The 20,853-nt window shown below is 42.3% G+C and carries 20 protein-coding genes; 3 read left to right on the top strand and 17 right to left on the bottom strand.

The window, feature by feature from the left end; translation table 11 throughout:
- Positions 1-39: 39 nt before the first annotated feature.
- The 5 genes from LW728_RS16165 to glyS form a co-directional block, all read right to left on the bottom strand.
- On the bottom strand, positions 40-729 hold the full coding sequence (locus LW728_RS16165) for a retron system putative HNH endonuclease (RefSeq protein WP_072924024.1): 690 nt from the start codon (positions 727-729) through the stop codon (positions 40-42).
- Positions 726-2,150: an AAA family ATPase gene (locus LW728_RS16160; RefSeq protein WP_287767269.1), complete on the bottom strand. Its 1,425-nt coding sequence runs from the start codon at positions 2,148-2,150 to the stop codon at positions 726-728. The genes LW728_RS16165 and LW728_RS16160 overlap by 4 nt, the downstream gene beginning before the upstream one ends.
- Positions 2,151-2,221: 71 nt before the next feature.
- Positions 2,222-3,295 (bottom strand): magnesium chelatase ATPase subunit I, encoded by a 1,074-nt coding sequence (gene bchI, locus LW728_RS16155; RefSeq protein WP_002803387.1) that lies wholly within the window; start codon positions 3,293-3,295, stop codon positions 2,222-2,224.
- Between the two features lie 83 nt (positions 3,296-3,378).
- Positions 3,379-3,768, bottom strand: coding sequence for a hypothetical protein (locus tag LW728_RS16150; protein ID WP_002803382.1), 390 nt, complete (start codon positions 3,766-3,768; stop codon positions 3,379-3,381).
- A gap of 216 nt (positions 3,769-3,984) precedes the next feature.
- Positions 3,985-6,117 (bottom strand): glycine--tRNA ligase subunit beta, encoded by a 2,133-nt coding sequence (glyS, locus tag LW728_RS16145; protein WP_287767267.1) that lies wholly within the window; start codon positions 6,115-6,117, stop codon positions 3,985-3,987.
- Between the two features lie 132 nt (positions 6,118-6,249).
- On the opposite strand from glyS, the gene LW728_RS16140 reads away from it, so the two are divergent.
- Positions 6,250-6,834: a MiaE family protein gene (locus LW728_RS16140; RefSeq protein ID WP_002803378.1), complete on the top strand. Its 585-nt coding sequence runs from the start codon at positions 6,250-6,252 to the stop codon at positions 6,832-6,834.
- A gap of 28 nt (positions 6,835-6,862) precedes the next feature.
- On the opposite strand, the gene LW728_RS16135 is transcribed toward LW728_RS16140, so the two are convergent.
- Both LW728_RS16135 and LW728_RS16125 read right to left on the bottom strand, forming a co-directional pair.
- A complete protein-coding gene (locus tag LW728_RS16135; RefSeq protein ID WP_287767266.1) occupies positions 6,863-8,053 on the bottom strand; it encodes a GNAT family N-acetyltransferase in 1,191 nt (396 codons plus the stop codon).
- A gap of 255 nt (positions 8,054-8,308) precedes the next feature.
- Positions 8,309-8,989, bottom strand: a complete 681-nt coding sequence (locus tag LW728_RS16125) for a RibD family protein (protein WP_002803376.1) — start codon at positions 8,987-8,989, stop codon at positions 8,309-8,311.
- A gap of 91 nt (positions 8,990-9,080) precedes the next feature.
- On the opposite strand from LW728_RS16125, the gene LW728_RS16120 reads away from it, so the two are divergent.
- A complete protein-coding gene (locus tag LW728_RS16120) occupies positions 9,081-11,006 on the top strand; it encodes a sensor histidine kinase (protein ID WP_287767264.1) in 1,926 nt (641 codons plus the stop codon).
- Between the two features lie 41 nt (positions 11,007-11,047).
- Here LW728_RS16120 and pheA read toward each other — a convergent pair whose 3' ends face one another.
- Together pheA and LW728_RS16110 are read right to left on the bottom strand one after the other, a co-directional pair.
- Positions 11,048-11,902, bottom strand: a complete 855-nt coding sequence (pheA, locus tag LW728_RS16115; RefSeq protein ID WP_002803374.1) for a prephenate dehydratase — start codon at positions 11,900-11,902, stop codon at positions 11,048-11,050.
- Between the two features lie 98 nt (positions 11,903-12,000).
- Entirely contained in the window at positions 12,001-12,918 is a 918-nt protein-coding gene (locus LW728_RS16110) for a ribonuclease D (protein WP_287767262.1), read from the bottom strand.
- An 18-nt stretch (positions 12,919-12,936) separates the two neighbouring features.
- On the opposite strand from LW728_RS16110, the gene LW728_RS16105 reads away from it, so the two are divergent.
- On the top strand, positions 12,937-13,425 hold the full coding sequence (locus tag LW728_RS16105; RefSeq protein ID WP_061430996.1) for a universal stress protein: 489 nt from the start codon (positions 12,937-12,939) through the stop codon (positions 13,423-13,425).
- Positions 13,426-13,434: 9 nt separating this feature from the next.
- Here the strand turns inward: LW728_RS16105 and lepB are convergent, their stop codons facing one another.
- The 8 genes from lepB to LW728_RS16065 all read right to left on the bottom strand — a co-directional run bounded on the left by lepB (position 13,435) and on the right by LW728_RS16065 (position 20,765).
- Positions 13,435-14,010, bottom strand: a complete 576-nt coding sequence (gene lepB, locus LW728_RS16100) for a signal peptidase I (RefSeq protein WP_287666412.1) — start codon at positions 14,008-14,010, stop codon at positions 13,435-13,437.
- A gap of 73 nt (positions 14,011-14,083) precedes the next feature.
- Positions 14,084-14,899 (bottom strand): nucleoside triphosphate pyrophosphohydrolase, encoded by an 816-nt coding sequence (mazG, locus tag LW728_RS16095; protein WP_002803370.1) that lies wholly within the window; start codon positions 14,897-14,899, stop codon positions 14,084-14,086.
- A gap of 338 nt (positions 14,900-15,237) precedes the next feature.
- Positions 15,238-15,609 (bottom strand): hypothetical protein, encoded by a 372-nt coding sequence (locus LW728_RS16090; RefSeq protein WP_106908523.1) that lies wholly within the window; start codon positions 15,607-15,609, stop codon positions 15,238-15,240.
- A 989-nt stretch (positions 15,610-16,598) separates the two neighbouring features.
- Positions 16,599-17,000 (bottom strand): phosphomannose isomerase type II C-terminal cupin domain, encoded by a 402-nt coding sequence (locus tag LW728_RS16085; protein WP_002803359.1) that lies wholly within the window; start codon positions 16,998-17,000, stop codon positions 16,599-16,601.
- A 107-nt stretch (positions 17,001-17,107) separates the two neighbouring features.
- Entirely contained in the window at positions 17,108-17,404 is a 297-nt protein-coding gene (gene gatC, locus LW728_RS16080; RefSeq protein WP_149989327.1) for an Asp-tRNA(Asn)/Glu-tRNA(Gln) amidotransferase subunit GatC, read from the bottom strand.
- 147 nt (positions 17,405-17,551) lie between these two features.
- On the bottom strand, positions 17,552-18,073 hold the full coding sequence (locus LW728_RS16075; protein ID WP_002803355.1) for a photosystem I assembly protein Ycf3: 522 nt from the start codon (positions 18,071-18,073) through the stop codon (positions 17,552-17,554).
- A gap of 426 nt (positions 18,074-18,499) precedes the next feature.
- Positions 18,500-19,150, bottom strand: coding sequence for a PEP-CTERM sorting domain-containing protein (locus LW728_RS16070; protein WP_353845709.1), 651 nt, complete (start codon positions 19,148-19,150; stop codon positions 18,500-18,502).
- A gap of 391 nt (positions 19,151-19,541) precedes the next feature.
- On the bottom strand, positions 19,542-20,765 hold the full coding sequence (locus LW728_RS16065; RefSeq protein ID WP_287767259.1) for a GumC domain-containing protein: 1,224 nt from the start codon (positions 20,763-20,765) through the stop codon (positions 19,542-19,544).
- Positions 20,766-20,853 lie beyond the last annotated feature (88 nt).

The raw sequence follows: 20,853 nt of genomic DNA, 5'->3' as shown, positions 1-20,853 counted from the left end.
TTTTGTTTTTCAGACTGTAGATAATAATTACCCCTGATTTTAGGGAGGCAAATGAGGCAGTATATAAATACTAGCAAAAGCATAATATTCCGCTCCCGATTGACAAGCTTCTTGCAGTAAAGATAAAGCCTCCGAGTCTCCTTGTTTTGCTAAACGTAATAATGCTAACAACCTTTTAATATATTGACTACGATAGTTAATTAATTCTTTTCGTCCACGCATACCATTGAGATCGAACAAATCTTCAACAATTTGACCACGTCGATCCCGACCATAAACACTGGCCAATTTTGCCATTTCATCCCAAACAAATTCAAGATGTGTATTCGGATCGGTTACTCCATCCGTGGGGTCTATTAACAGAGGATTTCCTGTGATATCATCGAGAGGAAAATTTGTGCCTTTGTGATTGGCATCATTACATTTATCACAAGAAAGCAGTAAATTCTCCCAAGTAAAAGTCAGATCAGGATACTGGCTTTTTGGATAAAAATGTTCGATCGCTCCGTAAGTTACCACTGTAATCTTACTTTCACAGTAAGCGCATTTCCCATTAAACATTTTAACTAATGCGTCTTTAACTTGCGGATGACTGTATTTATTTTGTGCTTGGTTAATTTGAGCTTTAGTTGCCTTGTTGTTTGATTTTATTGATTCTAAAGCCTCTAGCCAACGAGCGGCATTTTTAGCTAATACGGGTGGCTCTGATATTCTGGTGACAGGAATCAAGACAAACGCTCCTCTAGTAAGGCATCAATTCGGGATTCTAAACTATTAGGTTGACTAATTTCGCCAAAGGGTTTAACGTCTTGAACAAATAATGACAGTTGTTCATATTCTTGCTTTTCTTCTGCTGCCAGATTTTTATTTTTACGATTTAGTTGGTGGTAACGCTTAATTTTATTTTCTGTCTCAGTGGGAAAGGTTGATTTCAAACCAAAAGCAGCACTTGTTAAAGTACGATCAACATTAGCCGCTAATTCTAAATAAGGAATTTCTACAATCTCTGATTCACCCGCTACCAGATCGATTCGTAGGGTTAAAGACTTTTCCCCCGCACCGGCAGCGATTAAAGGACTATGAGTAGCGACAAAGAATTGAAGGTTGGGAAAAACTTCCTGTAACCATCCAGCAATTTCCCTTTGCCAAGAAGGATGTAAATGAATATCTAACTCATCGATTAAGACGACTCCAGAAGCCTTTGTGGGGTCATCTAGATTGGGGAAGGATTGTAATAATCGCCAAATTAAATCCCCAGCTAAAGCAATCATACTCCGAAAACCATCGGATAAACTAATGGTTGGAACTTTTTGACCGTTAACTAGAAACTGAATCAAGGCATCGGCAGTTACTTCAGCAATTTCTACATTACCGGGTAACAGTTTAGTAATTGCTTCTTCGCCGATTTTTTTCATTTGTTTGGCTTGACTATCTTCAGGATTTTTGGCTATTCGATAATCTAAATACACCATCCATCTCTCAAAAGAACTTAAAGATGTATCCTCATTAAATTGGCTGAAAAAGTTGCTAGAGCGTTTCGGAGGTTCAAGACTAGGAATGATCACTTGACTCACTCGTGTCAAACGACGGAAAGCTCCATAACCGACGGCAAACCAACCATGATTATCGGAGGCAAAAGCATTGGCTCGCAACCAACTTAAAATTTTAGTATTTTCTTCGATTAATGCTGGTTCTGTATAGGTTTGTTTGTCCTTACTGCCTCCTAACTCTAACCTTTCCTTGCCTGTAACAAAATAGGAATAAGCAAAAGTTTTTCGAGTTTTATCCGTACCAAATTTTCCCGCATCTCCATCTTCTTGATGAAGCACTGCGGTTAATTTACCCGGTGTTTTAGGATTACATATCCAACCGGTCGGACGTGGTAATAATTCTTTGGCTGCTTCTGGTCCTGCGAGCAGCAAAGCCAAAGCCTGTAAAATCGTGCTTTTTCCTACTCCATTTTCTCCTAATAAAGTGATCCAACGACAAGGTTTAGCACGCCAATGACGTTGATTCTTGGGATTACTAATAAATTTAATCTCTTGATTCTGGAAGCATTTAATGTTTTCGAGTTTTATACTTTCAACCCACATGGACATTCCCCCAGAGAATAACAGCGATCGATAAAATTCTAGCTTATTTGGCCACATCTAGCCCTTTTTGGCCTTCATCTCTAAATCCAGTCAAAAACCCTCTCTTCGGGGAGAGGGTGAAGTGGGGTTTAGGAATTTTCTTCTAATCCAAAGACGCGATTAAAAGCTTTCAAGACTTTATAACCAGAATCGATCGATTCTAAGGGATCTTTCCGCAAACGGTGACGTAAACAGAGAACAATTACCCGACGGATATCATCTACCGTCACAGTTGTCCGTCCTTCTAAAGCGGCCAGAGCTTTAGCGGCGCGATTGGTAACGATATCGCCGCGCAATCCATCCACGTCCAACTCGGAACAAACCTCGGAAATTTTCACCCGCAGATCATAATCAAGCTCAACGGAAGGCAAAAGATTTTGGGCCTCCACTAGCTTTCTTTGCAGTTCTTCCTGTTCTAAGTTATATTTCTCTAAAAACGAGAGGGGATTGCCATCAAATTCCGCACGCTGTTCCACGATTTTGACCCGTAGAGGTGGTTCTTTGACGGTGTGAATCTCGGCGTGCATTCCAAAGCGATCGAGCAGTTGTGGGCGCAATTCTCCCTCTTCTGGGTTGCCCGATCCCACCAAAACAAACCGGGCCGGGTGACGGATGGAAATTCCTTCCCGTTCCACCGTATTCCAACCACTAGCGGCCGAATCCAATAGCACATCGACGAGGTGATCGTCAAGTAAATTGACTTCATCCACATAGAGAATGCCGCGGTTAGCTTTGGCCAGCAATCCTGGTTCAAAAGCTTTTACCCCTTCTGACAGGGCTTTTTCGATGTCAATCGTGCCACAGACCCGATCCTCCGTCGCACCGAGGGGCAGATCTACCATAGTGACTTTTTTCTTGGCAATGGTCAAGGGGATGGCCTCGTCCACCCTTTGCCGCACCTCATCGCTCATTAAATCGGGATCATTGGGGTCAGAATTAAAGGGATCGTTAGCAACTACGTCAATTTCTGGTAAAAGGTCGGCTAAAGCCCTAATTGTGGTCGATTTTCCCGTACCTCGATCCCCCATAATCATCACCCCGCCAATTTTGGGGTCGATGACGTTGAGCATTAGGGATAATTTCATTTCTTCCTGGCCGACAATAGCGGTGAAGGGAAAAACCACGCGGCGAGTTTTCGGAGGAGCTTGGGGAGTCACGGTCATAAGTGGATTCAAAAGTCAATAGTTGTTGCGTAAAGAATTATATCTAGTGGGGGTTCTAGCCGTCAGCTTTCAGCAAAGCTTTATCATTGTAAGTCTTTTTCCCTGCTTTTTAAGATCCAGCGCCAGAGGGGATGACGCGACCCTTCGTCCCGAATTTTCCGCACCCGTTGCTCTAAGCGCAGTTTTTCTCTGGGGGAAAGTCCTAAAATAATGTTGCGACTTTGCCAGACTAACACTGCTCCTGTAATGGCAAGACAAAAGGCTAGACCGATAGAAGGCCAGTAATTGAAAGCTAAAGCGTATCTTAGGGCTGTCCAAGTAAAATATTGCCGCATTAAGGCTATATCATCCCATAAAACCCATAAACTCGCCGAACCAATCCCTAACCAACAACCCAACACGAATAACCAACGACCCCATACTGTCAGTCGATGTAATCTTTGGACTTGTTGCTGTAGTTCAGAATCGGCCATTTCATTTATCAGTGGGGAATTATAAATTATGAATTATGAATTATGAATTATGAATTATGAATTAGGAATTATGAATTATGAATTAGGAAGTGTTTTCAGTGAATAACTGATAACTGATAACTGATAACTGATAACTGATAACTGATAACTGATAACTGATAACTGATAACTGATAACTGATAACTGATAACTGATAACTGATAACTGATAACTGAATTATCCCTTGACAATTGCGCCAAAATCTGCTAGGACTCGGGCGTGATTTCGCAGTAAACCCAACAGATTTAAACGATTGCGACGGACAGATTCTTTTTCTGCCATCACTAACACACTATTTTCGCCATCAAAAAAGTCAGCCACCAGGGGAGAAATTGCCGTTAAAGCAGTGAGGAGACGCTGATAATCTCTTTGCTCTCTTGCGCTGATAGTTTCGGGAATTAGGGCAATTAAAGCGTTATAAAATGCTGATTCGGAGGATTGTTCAAATAACTCCGTATTGATGATTGCCTTGGCTTCTAGGGTAGTTGTATCTAAATCTCCTTTTTGTGCTAAACGGGTCGAGCGATTGACGGTTTCATAGATGTTGGCTAACTGACCATCCTGACGAATTTGGGATAAAAAGCGAGCGCGTTCACGGGTATCTAATAAATTTTCTAAAGCGCGAGACTTATACTCCGGATCGTTTTCCCCTAAAACTGCATTAACGAGATCGTAATCTATGCTCAAATCATCAATTAAGAGAGTTTGCAGACGTTGTAAAAAAAAATCTTTAATCAGATTGACTGGGTTGGGTTTATCGGGATGACTGGTGACAAAATCCTGAGCTATTTGCTCAATTAATGCCAAAAGATTGATATTAAAATCGGCTGACCAGATAATACTAATTATTGCATTGGCAGCCCGACGGAGAGCGAAGGGATCTGAAGAACCAGTGGGCAGCATTCCCAGTCCAAAAATACCGACTAAAGTATCCAATCTGTCGGCAATTCCCACCACTTGACCGGTTATTGTTTCCGGGAGTAGATCCCCGGCATTGCGAGGCAGATAATGTTCAAAAATGCCCCGGGCAACTACAGCCGATTCACCACTAATTAAAGCATATTTTTCGGCCATTACTCCCTGTAATTCAGGAAATTCATAAACCATTTGGGTAACTAAATCCGCTTTACAAAGCATGGCAGTGGACTCTATATCACTGCGACTTTGTTCATCGAGATTTAACTGTTCGACGATCATCTGGGCAATTTCCATAATCCGATCGACTTTATCGCGCATGGTTCCCAATTCTTCTTGGAAAGTGACGTTTTCCAGTTGGGGAAGGAAACTATCTAAGGGTTCATCACAATCGGCAGTATAGAAAAATCTGGCATCGGCTAACCGTGCGCGGATAACCCTTTCATTTCCTGCGGAGATAATCTCAGATTTCTGGGGATCGCCATTGGAAATAGTAATAAAATAGGGTGACAAACCCTGTTTAGTCTTGACTGGGAAATAACGCTGATGTGTCACCATCACGGTAATAATTACTTCCGGGGGTAATTCCAGAAATTCATCGTCAAATTTGCCGACAATTGCCGTGGGATATTCGACTAAGTTAGTCACTTCTGCTAATAAATCTGCGGGAATTTCTGCCACTCCCTCCAGTGTTTTGGCCAGGGTGGTAATCTGATCGGTAATTATCTGTTGACGCACTTGCGGATCCGCTTCCACAAAAATCGAGCGCAAACTGGTTAAATATGCTTGGGGATGACTAATGGCTAAGGATTGCGGGTGTAGAATGCGATGACCAAAAGTTAAGCGATCGCTGGTTAAAGTGGTAGAGCCATTAATTAATTCTAGGGGTAAAACTTCCCCATCCACTAAAGTTAATAACCAACGAATTGGCCGGGGAAATCTTAAATCTCCATCTCCCCAACGCATAAAACGTCTTCCTTCCAAACGGGTAATCCATTGGGGAATTAATTCAGTTAAAATCTCGGCTGTTTGACGACCCGGAATCGTTTTTTCAATATAGACAAATTCTCCTTTGTCTGTGGTGCGAATTGAGAAAGCATCGGTGCTAACTCCCTGTTTTCGAGCAAAACCCTCACCAGCGGGGGTAATTTGACCATTTTTGTAGGCGGCACTAACTGGGGGTCCTTTGATCTCCTCGCTGCGATCTTCTTGCTCCCTCGGTAATCCTGTGATTAACACGGCCAAACGGCGCGGGGTTGCGTAAACTTGAATAGCAGTCGCGTCCAGAGATTCCGTCTCTAAACTCTTGCTAACTCTTTCCTGCAATTGTGCGATCGCGCTATCGACAAAATCTGCGGGTAGTTCTTCTGTACCGACTTCCAGTAAAAAATCCATCTGATTGATTGGCCGTGTTTATGCTTCACCGATCATCTAGGCTATCACAGAAGCCGTGTCCTTAGTTTTTGACTGGTGTTGTTCGACTTTTTGGGTTAGGGTGAAAGAGGCAGCAAATTGGAATCAGCGACGATGGGAAAGATTAATTTATTAGTCAGTGCCACCTCTGAGGATTGGATAGAACAGGCAATTAATAATTTAGAGATTATTCTGCTCGATCATTCCCATTGTGAGCGAAAAGCGGCAGGAGTGGCCTTAAATCTCATGTTTCGTTATCCTTCCTACGCTTCCCTCGTGCGGAAATTAACTGCGATCGCACAAGAGGAATTAGAACATTTTGAACAGGTCAATCAATGGTTAGATAAATGGGGAATTCCCCTCGCTCCCTTGAATTCTCCCCCTTATGGTGCTAAATTAAAGGCCCAGATTCGTCACCAAGAACCTGATCGCCTTTTGGATTCGCTGTTAATATCAGCTTTAATCGAGGCGCGTTCCCACGAAAGATTAGGTTTATTGGCAGAATATTGTCCCGATCCTCAATTAGCTCAATTTTATCGCGGTTTAATGGCTTCCGAAGCGCGTCATTATGGTATTTATTGGCTATTAGCAGCGGATTATTTTGAACGGACAGTGATCGAGCAACGCTTAGAAACCCTAGCGGCGCTCGAAAGTGAAATTCTCACTACTCTGCACCCGGAACCTCGTATTCATAGTTGATTGCACCCAAGGACAAACCCTATCTAAATTACTCGTTCAACTCAATTTCTCTCTTAGAAAAGGGTAAATCTTGATTGATTGCCTCAATTTCTTCCTGTTCCATTTGATTAATTTCCTGGATATAGTTGCGGAGAATTTGAGTCATTTTACCATGATAAAAACGGTGTAAACTGTGATTGGCAGTGGCGGGAAAACCCCGTCTTTTTTTATGTTGTCCTCCCGCGCCGGGGTCAAACATGGTAATACCTTGACTAATTGCCCAATCGATCGGTTGATAGTAACAAGCTTCAAAATGTAAACAGTCGTACTCTTGAAAACTTCCCCAGTAACGACCATAAAGATTAGTATCTTTGCGAATACAAAAAGATAAACCCACCGGTTTAGTATCCTTTTCATTCTGGTAGGCAGTAATCAAAACCACTCGCTGACGATAATTCGGATATAATTGTTCAAAAAATTTCTGTGTCAGATATTTACTTCCCCAATAAAATTTATCACAGGTACTGCTATAAAACCGATAAATTAACGGGAATAAATGATGGGGAATTTCTTCGGCAGCCAGAGTTTTAATAATTAACCCCGCATTAGTCACCGCTTTCCGTTCCCGTTTAATGTTGCGGCGTTGATTAGCATTAAAAACCGTCAGATAATCTTCAAAACTTTGAAAACCTTTGTTATTCCAAATATAACTATGGTGTAACCAGGGAGTAAAGCCAAAATTTTCCATTAAAATTCGCCATTGGGGATCCACAAAAAGAAAATGACAACCCGACAGATTATTTTGGTCACAAAAATGATCGATTGCCGCTATCATTAAAGCAGTAATCTCCAGTTCATTTTCCCCCGGAGCAATTAAAAAACGATAACCCACCGCCGGAGTAAAAGGGGTCATTCCTAACAGTTTCGGATAGTATCTAATCCCTAAACGATGGGAAAGATCTGCCCATTGATGGTCAAAGACAAATTCACCGTAACTATGACTTTTAATATACAAAGGAGCGGCGGCAATTAACTCAGCACCGCACCAAACTGTTAGATGAGCAGGTTGCCACCCCGTGCGTCCCGTGGCGCTGCCGGAAGTTTCGATATTATGTAACCATTCCCACTCGAGAAAGGGAGTAGTTAGGGGTTGAGCGAGAGCATCCCATTTTTGTTGGGGAATCTCACTCATTTTATCAATCCAAACGACAGAATATTGGGGTTTAAGCTGTTCTACCATGGGACAAGATAAGTCAACCTTTTTATTTAAGGTTTGCTGAATAAATCTAAAACCCTTGTTGGGTAAGACTTTTAGACTTTTTGTCAATCAAAAAGTACCGGACTGGGAGTGATTAGGGGTAAAATTCCGGGACTTTTTCCCTGAAAATTAGGTAACTGAGTACCTCAAAATCAGTAAAACCCTACACCCTACACCCTACACCCCACACCCTGCCCCCACCAACAAACTTTTTCAGCAGACCCTATTTAAGGTAATCTAGTTTTGAGATTTATGGGACTGCCGTTCAAGGGAATAATGTAAGAAAATTTCTTCTTCCACGGTTTCCACGCTCAAAAGTTGTAATTTTCTGGCAGAATCAGCCATAAATCCAGTTCCTGCCAGAGGAGTTGCCGCTTTATTGCCTCCTAACAGCAACGGACAAATGGTTAGATGGATTTCATCGATTAAATCTTCAGCTAAAAGAGAGGCAATTAATTCACCACCTCCCAGAATCGCCAGCTTTTTGATACCTAGGGCGGTAAATTGCCTAAAAATAGCCTTCCAATCACCGCAGACTAAGACAAGCTCAAATAAACCCCGATTTTCCCATGCCGCCACTTTTTCCGCTGCGGTGATTAACCAGCGAGGGAAAGGCTGCTGAAAAAATTTCATCCCGGGATCAAGCAGGCCTGAATGAGAACAAACGATCTGTATCGGCTGCGGAGATAATCCCCGTTGTTGACGGTATGCGAGAAAATCGCCATGACGGATAGGAAGACTGGTGTGATAAGCGCGCAGGGTGTTGGCACCGAATAAAGCGGCATCCATGCGGGATAAATGTTGTTCTAGACGCATTTTATCGGTAGCAGAGGCAAACCTGGCCGCCGACTGGTAGGCGTCGGCAATTTTACCATCGGCACTCATGGCTAAAATAACGGTGGTGTGAGGACGATTCATGGCAAATGCTCGGGGATATCACCCGGTCCGATTGGTGAATAGGCTAGTATAGTCTAGAGTTTGATAGCAAGAATCAAACCAATTTCTGCCTATGCCTATCGGTCAATCCTCCTTTCGTCGTATTCTGCTCTCTCGCTTACTCTTGGTCAGTGTACCTGTACTACTAATGGGAGTTTATGTCACCTATCGTAAGGCGCGATCGGCTTTTTTGGAAACGGCTCGTCAAAATCTTACCGAAAGTGCCATCAGAAAAGCAGATAATATTGAGCAATCAATTCAACTTTTGCAGGCCAATCTTATCACTGCGAGCGAAAGTCTGGGTTTAAAACAGGGAACCTTAGCCGAAAAAGAAGCTTTTTTACAACAATTCACGGCGCGACTTCCTAATCAGATTAACTGTGTGGAATTAATTGATATTAAGACCAAGCAACCTTTATTAAATCGAGCCTGTGAACCAGAAATTATCAAAGTTTTGTCCCTGGAAAGATGGACAGAAAAACGGACTAGCTTTGCTGGTAATATCGAAAATATTTTAGTTAGAAGTTTACCCCGAAAATTTCTAATTAAATCTCCCAATAATAATCGTCAATTAGAATTAGTTTTTGCCGTTCCCATCTACGATAATCAAGGACAATTACAATCTAGTCTGATTCTGCAAGCTTCTCTCCTTTACCGTGAGAAGGTTTTACCCGGTTCTTTGTCAGGTTATCCCGTGGTTATTTCTGAAAATGGCATTATTCTCGCTCATCCCTATTTTGATCGCATTGGTAGCCATATCAGTCAAGAAGCTGATGCTGAACGCTTAAATAGTATTATCAATAATGCTATCCGAGGAAAACAAAATTTCTTGCATTTATTTTCTTTCGAGAAAGATGGCAAAGAATTAGTCGCTGGTTATAGTTCCCTCCCCAGTCCAGTTACGGGAGAATCATCCCAAAAATGGATAGTTTTAGCCATTAGTCCCCTCTCCCAAGCTCTGGCTCCTCTGCAACAAATTTGGGAGGCAATTTTTTATCTGATTTCTGGTTTATTATTAGCTTATTTAGTAGCTATTATACTGATCGCCAGGGATTTAGCTAGACCTTTAGAAAAACTGCGAGATTATGCCTTAAATATTCAAAAAATTCCTTCCCAAAAGATTAGACCAGAAAACTTTGATATTCGAGAAATTAATCAGTTAGCCTCGGCCTTAGAGGAAATGCTCGAACGTTTACGCCTTTGGGGAGAGGAAATAGTTAAGAGTTGGCAAGAAGCGGAAAATGCCAATCAATTAAAAAACCAATTTTTGGCGAATACTTCCCACGAATTACGCACCCCTCTTAATGGTATTATTGGCTCAATTCGTTGCGTTATGGATGGATTTTGTAATAGCGAGGAGGAAGAAAAAGAATATCTGCAACAAGCGGATAATGCAGCCGTACATCTGTTAGGAATTATTGATGATATTCTCAGTATTGCTAAAATAGAAGCGGGCAAACTTTCCGTTAATCCTGAACCAGTAGATTTACACCAAATTATCAATGAAGTTATTAATTTACAAACAGCATCGCTGCAACTTAAGTGCTTAAAATTAAATTTACTTTTCTGTCCAGAAAATCCGATAGTTTATGCTGATCCCACTAAATTAAAACAGGTAATTTTGAATGTTATTTCTAACTCAATTAAATTTACTGATAGAGGCACAATTTCTTTAATAACTCACTTAGAACATCCACAGGCTATTATGACTATAATCGATACAGGAATCGGTATAGATCCCCGGCAGCAATTAAAATTATTTCGCCCTTTTGTGATGATTGATGGTTCCACAACTAGAAAATTTAGCGGTACGGGTTTAGGATTAGCTATTTCTAAGAATTTTATGAAAATGATGGAGGGAGATATTACTATCTCTAGTCAAGGTAAAGGTTTAGGAACAACTGTAGAAATTATTCTTCCTCTAGTTGGGGAAAGAAAGCTTGATTCTACCCCAGAGGAAAACTCATCTTTGCCGATTCTTCCCTCTCTTAAAATCTAAAATATCTCTATTTAATTTCTGTAATTTATGAGGAATTTAGTTTATAATTCCTCTAAACTCTCTACAGGCAAATTAACCACCTGATAAGCACCAAAAACCTTGATCGCATCGGTATAATTGGTTAATTCTTCTAAAGTTGCCCCGATTAAATGCTGTTGATCTGGATTAATTTCTAGATCAATAAAAAATATGTATTCCCCTAAAGATCGTTTAGTTGGTCGCGATTCGATCCGAGATAAATTAAGCTGACGTTTGGCAAAAACTTCTAAAGGTTTGACTAAAGCACCAGGTTGATCTAAAACTTGAAAAGCGAGGGACATCCGCTCACCTTGAGGATGGGAAGTTACAGCCATTACCCAAAAACGGGTACAATTATCGGGATAATCATTAATTGGTTGTGTTAATATTGGTACATTATAGAGTTTTGCCGCCCGGGGGGAAGCAATAGCGGCCGAATTAGCCTCTCGATCGAGAATTTGAATCGCTTCTGTGGTAGAATTGGTGGGAATAATCGGCACGTTAGGTAAATTATTTTCTAGCCACTTTTGACATTGGGCTAAAGCTTGGGGATGAGAATAAACGGTTTTAATTTCTGTTAGCGATTGTCTGGGAGATAGAAGTGCATGGGAAATCGGTAAAACTAATTCTTGTTGAATCTGTAACCCGGGTAATTGCCATAAAGCATCAAGAGTCATTACCACACTTCCTTCGGTGGAATTTTCCACCGGGACCACTGCTAAATCGGCCTGATTTTGGACAACTGATCGCAAGGCCAAGGCAATGCTAGGATAGGGTATTAATTGACGAGGCTGGGGTGGTAAACTGTTAGCAAATGCTAAAGCGGCTGTTTCTGAATAGGTTCCCACCGGCCCCAGATAAGCGATCTTTACAGTCATTTAGATTATCCCCGCAAGCAATTTTTTCTAGCTATTACAGCCTTTCTCATCCGCATCAAGTATAACCTAATTTGGTATTGACTCCTATTCTGCTATAATCATCTCAAGTCAGCTTCACTTTGTTTAATGGTCAATTGACTGATTTTTTGGCGAGTTTCCTCGATAGTTAACCCTTGGGCTAAATCCCCCAATTCTTTGAGAAAATCATTAGTTAAGGAGAGAGATATTTGGCTATCCTGGCCCGATAAATAGACAACTTTGGCTAATTCGGCCAGTTTAACTTTTTTGCCAGTGCGATTTTGATAACTGACCGAAAACCCGTTAATCTCCGCAGCTTGTTGCTCAATCATTGCCGACTTTAAACGTTCCTTGAGATGTTCCATCTCTGTATCTAAAATCTTCCATTGCTGGTAAATTTCCCAATAACGATTAGTTAATCTTTCCAGATTCTCACCCGCGGGATCAGGAGTAATTAAATGGGAAAGCTGCAAAAGACGATGGTGGATTTGGGCTGTATATACGGGGTCTTTTTGTGCATATTCTAGCTGGTCCGCGGTTAAAGGTCTTTTGCCCCAATTACCCCCCTGTTCACTTTTATCGATAGCGGGAAAATGACAAAGACATTCAGCCACGGTTTTCAGTTGATAATTGGGTAAGGGAGCAATATAGTAGGGAACCTTTTTAGCTAACTCTAGGGTACAGGTGATTTTTTTAACTTTGCCCTTACCGCCCAAAAATTTACAATCATAACTAGCATTGTGAAAAACCTTTTCTATCCGGTCAACCAGCATGATTTTAGTGATAAAATAGTTAGTAAGATCGGGTCGATCAAGAACATCCAAAATTGTCACCCGCTCCCCCGTTAAGTCCGTGGAATCAGCCAGAATTTGAATCAGAGACAAACGGGGAGTCTTGCTATCGTAATCGGCTACTTCCGTATCTAACCAAAGAATGGGAAAATGAGAAAAGTGATCGATCGCATTCCTAATAGCGTCGGATTCCGTTAAATAAGGCATGGTTGCAGAGGTGGAAAAATGTATCAAAAAATCTTGATAGCAGTAGATTTGTCGGAGATGGGGGAGAGTGTTTTTAAGGAGGCTGTATCCTTAGCCAGTAAGTACGAAGCTAACCTCCTACTACTGCACGTCCTTTCTCCTGAAGAAGATTATAGCCCTTTACCGATTCCACCCAATTTAGCCGATATTTACCCCGCCCAGGGCAATGATCTGACTCTTGATTTTTGGCGGCAACAATGGGAAGAATTTGAGCAGAAAGGGGTGGCAATGTTGCAAAAAAGGGCTAATCAGGCGGGAGAAATGGGTGTAAAGGGAGAATACCGGCAAATTTACGGTCATGCCGCCAAAACTATCTGTAAAGTGGCGCGAGAGGAAAATATTGATTTAATTGTCATCGGTCGGCGTGGGCGATCGGGTCTAGGAGAGTTATTCTTAGGTAGTGTGAGTAATTATGTTCTCCATCATGCCCCCTGTTCCGTCTTAATTGTTCAACATCATCAAGACTAAAAATTCCTGTTAGCTATTCCCCCCTAAAATCCCCAAACGATTAAAAGGAAAAAAGCGAAAAACCGCCCTACCAATCACGTTATTTTCCGGTAAAAACCCCCAGATATGGGAGTCATTGCTATTATTGCGATTATCTCCCATGACAAATAAATTATTTTGCGGCACAAGCAAAGGCATTAAATTATATTGAGGGGATTCGAGAATATAATCCTCTGCCAAGGGTTGATTATTCAGGTAAATTTTGCCCTCCTTGACAGCAATCACATCCCCTGCTGTGGCAATCACTCTTTTAATAAAAGCTTGGTCCTTTTGATATCCCTGTAATTGTAATTGTGCCGGCGGTTCAAAGACGACGATATCCCCCCGTCGAGGGGGATGGAAATCGTAAGAAAGTTTTTCCACCACTAAGCGATCGCCCTGTTCTAAAGTGGGTAACATAGAATCGGAGGGGATAAAACGAGGTTCAGCCACAAAAGTGCGGATCAATAGGGCTAAAACTAAAGCTATAGCGATAATTTGCAGATTTTCTCGAATAGAAGCCCAAAAACTCTTAGATTTGTCCTTATTAATTTCTTGCTCTTGCATTATTGCCCAGATGATGGTTGGTATAGCTATAACCCTTTTGGAGTCTATATCGGTGATTCGAAGTAAAAGCCGTTTAGCTTAACTTAGCTTTCGCTTGCTGCCAAAAAACTGTTAATTCCTCTAGTGTATAGTCATGGAGAGGCTTTTCCGCCACAGATTCCACTAGGGAAAAACGTTGAATAAAACGCAGATTAGTCTCTTGTAAAGCGATACTGGGGTCTAAATTATACCAGCGAGCAAGATTGACAATAGTAAAGAGTAAATCGCCTAATTCTGCCTGTTGATGCTCTTTATCGCTAGATTCTAGGGACTCTTGCCATTCTGCTAACTCTTCGCCAAATTTTTCCCAGACTCCCGCGATATTTTCCCATTCAAAACCGACTCGCGCTGCTTGCCGAGAAATTTTCATCGCCCCCATTAAGGGTGGTAAAGTTTGGGCATAACGGGTTAATTTGCCGCTAATAGTCGGGTCATTTTTTTCCTCAGCTTTGATTTTCTCCCAATTTTGACGCACCTGTTCGGGATTTTCTAAGGATAGCTCCCCGAAAACGTGGGGATGACGACGAATTAATTTATCGGTGATGCCTCTAGCCACTTCTTCTAGGCTAAAATTACCCTCATCACTGGCAATTTGGGCTTGTAAAACCACCTGTAGCAGTAAATCGCCTAATTCCTCGGCAATGGCAGTTTTATCACCGCTTTTAATCGCCGCTACCACCTCATAAGCTTCTTCGATAACGTAGGGAATCAGGGTTTCTGGGGTTTGGGCTAAATCCCAAGGACAGCCGCTTTCTGGATCTCGTAAACGGGCAACAACGGTGATTAAATGGTTTAATGCCCCTAAGATGACCTTGTAGCTGGGATTGTCGGTTTCTGGAAGGCTAGACATCGATTTTTTCCGGTTTTCTCCCCCATTATACCGGTTAGTTATCAGTTATCAGTTATCAGTTATCAGATGTGAGTTTTCAGTTATCAAAAGCTCTCATCTCCCTGTCTTCTAATATTCAGTTACAGCCTTTCTGATAATAGATCAAGTTTAACCTAATTTGAGCGAAGACCGACTCCCCATTATTCAGATAACTGCTTTAGCTCAATAACGATGAAAAAACCCGGTAAAACCGGGTTGCACTAGCTTGGAGTGTGTATAATCAACCGATAAAGCAGTTGAAAACTTAAATAAATCTAAATAGAAAAAAGGTAAGTAATTCCACTGTAAGAAAATCAGATTTAATGAACTACCCCGCAAGTTAGGGGACAAGAAGCATAAACAGCTTGATGAGAGGTTTTTACCTCACCGTGTAACCAGTGCAACCAGCTAACTTCATGGGGATGAACACCTTTTGCTGTTAATAAAGCGGCACTAATTAGGATAGCCAAAATATTGATACCAATAATCATTCCCGCCACTAAAAGCACGGAACTAATCGGTAAAACTGACTGTAAGATAATCGCCGACAATGCTCCCACTGTCATCATTAATACTACTAAAGGAAATCCCACTACTAATAAACAGACAGTGAGGACGAAACTCCAGAGAAGAAAGCTTTTTAGCATTGCTAAAGAAACGTAGCCCCAGTTATTTCTTGCGGTTAATTGCATCTTCCTGACCTCTTACAAACTTGGTGGTCTAACTTTTCTGCACGTCGGCTCAAAGTTGATGAAAACCAGTATAGGGAAAACACCGAAGAAGATGAGCTATTCGCAATATAAATTTACAATCATCGCTAATCATCTATGTTATATGTATCGAACTATTACAAGAATCGGCGAGAGGTATCGAAAACTTTACAATCGGTTTCTCTTGATCCCCAATGCAGTTTCCTGCTGAAATCCTTGATCCCCGTCGATAATCCTTTCTTCTGTCCCTGTCCTCAGATTTTTCCTCGTCTCGTTGTAACAAATATTTACAAGTACCTCTAGAATTCTCAGAAAATAGGTGGACGGGAGAAATCCTTATCTGGCAAGAGACTTAATTGATTAGTTCGCTCTAGATCAAAAACAATTGACAAAAATCGCCAAATGTCTTTCTCTATAAGAGTTTCATTCCTTATAATCCTGTACATTGCATAAGACAAACCGAAGAACCATAAATTACGAATTGGCAGGTGGGGAGAGGGGAGAGCGGAGAACAAATAAAAATAATCTCCTGAATAAGCTAAGACGCATTTTAACGGCCTATCCTTAGATTAGCTGAATCTCCCCCAATCCCTTTCCTGTTGCAAGAGTGCAAGAGTGCCTCATCTCAACCAGCAATTTAGATGCGGGGGCAGCTTATGAGCGGCTTTTCTTTGTCATAGAATTGACATCTGGCTGTTATAGTCCTGACAAATCAGAGTTATATGCTAGAGTTAATCCAGCAAAGGAATAAATTATTTCCCCTAGCCCAGCTTTCCTCAAGCTTCCCACACAAGGTCTAGGGGAAGTTTATTTTTCTGCCATGGAGGAAAACCACTACCCGCACGGAAAAGAAAATTGTTCTATAACTTGAGTAGCCTTGACAACAGGGAAGACAGTCAGGCAGACTAACCTAAAAGGGTTTTTGGGGCGAAAATATAGTTTCTTGCCCTTCTGTCCCCCTAAACACTGTCTTAGCTCTGATGGCGAGCATAATCATCCTGAAAACGGACTATATCATCCTCTCCTAAATATTCCCCATTCTGCACTTCAATTAACACCAATTTGATCACCCCGGGGTTTTCCAGACGGTGAGCGGTACACTGCGGCACATAAGTGGACTGATTGGCTCCGAGAATTTCTTCGTTATCTCCACAGGTGACTTTTGCCGTCCCCGAAACCACAATCCAGTGTTCACTGCGATGGTAGTGCATCTGTAAACTGAGACGATGACCCGGATTTACTTCAATCCGCTTGATTTTATAACCGGGACCTTCTTCTAGGGTGGTGAAAGAACCCCAAGGCCTAAATTCTGTTGCTGCCGATTCTACGGTCGAAATAAGCTGAAATGGTGCCACATCTTGGGATGCGATCATTATATTATGTCTCCATTGCTAGGTCTGATCTTAGTCCAAGATAGCAGCAAAAACCCTAGATGGCATCTAAATCAGTGATCAGTAAACAGTAAATAGTGGTCACTGATTTAGTCTTCGTCGGTGTTGAGAATACGGGGAACCCGGAAATAATCCCCTTCTGGGGCCGGCGATTCTTGCACTAAGACCTCGTGATCGGGATAAAGTCTATTACTATCGGCGCGAGTGATATTTTGAATTTCGATCGCTCGCGTGGTGGGTGGCACATTTTCCGTGTCTAATTCGCTTAACTGCTCGAAATAATCGAGGATTCCGCTTAATTGCGCCGCAAATTGTTCTTCTTCGCCGCTATCAATCTCTAAACGGGCTAAATGGGCGATTTTTTCAACTGTTGCTCGATCGATCATGGGAGAAATGGGGAATTATGAATGATGAATGATCAATTGGGGAGTGAGGGAGTGGAAATTATGAATTATCAATTATGAATTATCAATTGGGGAGAATAAATAAAAGCAATTTCCTGACTCCTGACTCCTGAATCCTGTCTCCTCAATTTAGAAGAAAACATCAATTTCCGATCGCCCGGTGATTTTCAGCCAGTTTTGGGCTTCAATGTAGTTATTGGGGGCTAATCGGATGGCTTGTTTCCAGTATTCTGCCGCTTTGTCGTAGAGTGCTTCCGCTTCCGCTTGTCGGCCGTCTTCTCTGGCTTTTTCCCCTTGAAAATGGTAAATAACAGCGATATTATTCAAGGCAGAGGGCATTCTAGGATTAAGTTGGATAGCTTCTTCGTAGTATTCCAGAGCCTTTTCATGCTCGCCGTTACTAGCGTGGATAATGCCGATATTGTAGAGGATATAACTGCGATCGTTAGGATCCTCTTCTAAGGTTAACGCTTCATAGTAGTTATCTAGAGCTTCGGCGTATTCGCCGTCAGCTTGGGCAGACATCCCATCACGGTAATAAACAAAGGCTTCCTTGGCTTTTTTATTGGCGGGCAGGATCTTTAAAATGATATCCGCCATGACGGTAAAAGATTTATCAATAAAGTTATCGTTACGTTGGGTGCGTGGCATGGTTAGGACAAGTAGGCGATCAAAATGACTATTTACCTTTATAGCACTCGCCAGAAACTCTAGGGCTGTTTTTCTAATTTTTCTCGACCACGGGTTCCATTTAGAGGGTCTTGGCTGGGCTGGGGGCGAACGTTATTTTCCAGCAAAAAAATTCCCCTAGCAAGGGGCAACTATGGGGCTTACTAATCTTTATCCTTTGCGTCCCGATTGGGAAAATGTCAAATCTGCTAGGGACGAGCGATGTTTTCTTCCAGTGGTGAAACCTTAACGATTTATTCTCCATCCGAAAATTTCACTGCCACCCTTGTTGCTCCAACGACCATTGACGCAACTCTACCTAAGATTTAGACTTCTCCCTGTTGGTTGCTCTAAGTGAGTAGATTGGTTACCCGGTGTTATCCCATAACCCCACCTACCATCCAAAAATTAAATTCTTTTTCTCAGACCAAGACCCATACCCGCTAAACCCAAGGCTAACAGAGCCAGGGTGGTGGAAGGTTCGGGGATTGATGTAAATTGAATCTCATTGAAGCCGAGACGATAGTTAGTAGGAGCAGTTATTCCATGGTTACTCATGTTGATAAATCTAACATTAGTCGCATAGACTGGGCTAAAACTGACCTGTTGCGCGGACACAACACCTGTAGCCGGGCCTTTGCTAAAGGAAGCTGGAACGCCAGGGTCAGTCAGAGTAGTCCAATTTGTTCCACCGTTGCTGGAGTATTGAATCGTCACGCCGTTAATCCCCTGACCGGCTGATGTCATATCACCGCCAAGGTTCCAGAAACTAAACCCAGCAAGATTATAGATACGACCGAAAGCAAAATCGATAGTAACGTTTCCGACGGTACTGGCGGTCAGTAGAGGTGTCCGCCAAGCATTGGGATTAGTCATACCAGTATTTGTCTGCGCGTGAGTTCCCGTCAGAGTTGGCCTGTCAAGCGGCGGACCCTGCAGCCCAAATCCGTTGGTAGTAGCGGCTAGACTCCCCTGGGAGTTAGTAGTAAAACCTGGTGCTGTGGCCTCGACACGGGGAATCAGGCCTGCGGCTTGGGCGTTCTGCGGCACAGCCAACATTAGGCCGAAAGTGGCGGTGGATAAAACAAGATGTGTAATAGCGAGTTTCACAGGGAAATCTCCTTAAAATAAGATTTAGCTAGAGTCAAGTGGGCGCACGACATCCTGACATATCTTATTTGTTTTTTTTACCCGTGTCTGTTACTTTTGATACAGTTTTTTGATTTTTTTATGGTAAGGGAATAGGTGGACACGGGGACACGGCCGATATAAGTGGTCGTGCAAAATAAATTTCCTAGTGAAGATAGGCACTCATGCAAGGGGCAAGAGGTGGTTAGATATGTGTAATTAATTTTGCTTAGGTACTTATGCCGATATACTAAGAAAGTCAGAAGCCAGAAATCGGGTGGGGAAGAAATTCTGTCTTCTGCCTTGATAGCGGGCAATCTGCCTACTGATGAGATTCTGGCGTCGTGGTTTTGCTATTGTCCCAATCCGAGAATAAATCATCGCTAAATAGATCATCAAGGGGAAATTCTTCGTCAGAAGGCAGGGATTCTGGATCGCTCACTTCTTCTTCATCCCACATACTGAAGAAATCCAGTTCTTCTTGGTCACTCGCAACAGAAGCAACATTTTGGCGGTTAGATGCAACTTTAGGGGTTTCTTCAGCAAAAGGCTCGAATAATTCGGGGCTATTGCTGTCATTAATATCGGCAAATAAGTCATCTAGAGAATTTGGGGCATCGGCGAATTTTTCCGAGTCGGTGGCTAATAAATCAGAGAAACCCGTGTCACTGCCAACGGTTTCTTGACTGTATATTCGATCATAATTACCCGATAATTCTTCTAGGCTACCGATCATTCTAGTTTCTTCCTCTTCGCCAAACATCTCCATCTCAGGAGTGAATTCCGCTGCTAACTCTAGATTTTCTTCCGTGATAAAACCATCAAAGGGATTCATTTCCCCAGTGAATTCTGAGGGGGAAACGGGCGTTTCTAGGGGTGTTTCGGGGGCAAATTCTGGTTCTAATCCTAGGGTTTCTTCCGTGATAAAACCCTCAAAAGGATTGATTTCTTCGGCACTGGGGTTATCGGGGAAATCATCCCAGGGTTCGACAATTTCAGGGGTTCGCTCATCCAATACCGTTTGGCGGGCGTTTTCTAGTTCTAACAGTTGACTTTGATAACCCTGTTCTAGTTGAATTTGCCACTGATAGCCATTTTCTAATTCTAGAATCTGCTCCTGTTGACTTTGACGCAGGGCTTCTATTTCCGCTTGCTTGCCTTCTATAATCCCTTCTATTTGACTTTGATAGCTTTGGCGCAATTCCTCGATTTTAGCTTCGTATTGCCGTTGAAGTTCCTGAATTTCGGTTGTATGGGCATTTTCCACGGCTGGAGCGGCAGTTGCGCTGGCTGCCTCTGGTAAACGTCCTTGGCTATCTTCTAACTCTTTTTGCAATTTAGCCAATTCTTCTCTATAGGTGGCTTCGATATTGCCAAACTGTCCTTGGGTGTCTTTTAACTCCGCTTCGGTTTCACCTAAAGCCGCCCGAATTTTCTCATATTTTTGCAGTGCTTCCCTGATTTTTCCCTCTTGCAGGGCATATAAAGCCCCACCCCCGATCGCACCTCCACCGACAAAACCGATTAAAATATCGACGATACTCATTATGGGATTCCTCCTCTAGGAAAATTTACTTCTAAATATGCCCAATCTCGGACGATAATTGACAAGGGGCAAAGGTGGTCAGTGTTTT

The sequence above is a fragment of the Microcystis sp. 49638_E5 genome (assembly GCF_021300285.1).
GTDB lineage: Bacteria > Cyanobacteriota > Cyanobacteriia > Cyanobacteriales > Microcystaceae > Microcystis > Microcystis aeruginosa_C.
The sequence above is the reverse complement of the archived record's forward strand: the minus strand, read 5'-3'. Positions and strand labels throughout refer to the sequence as shown.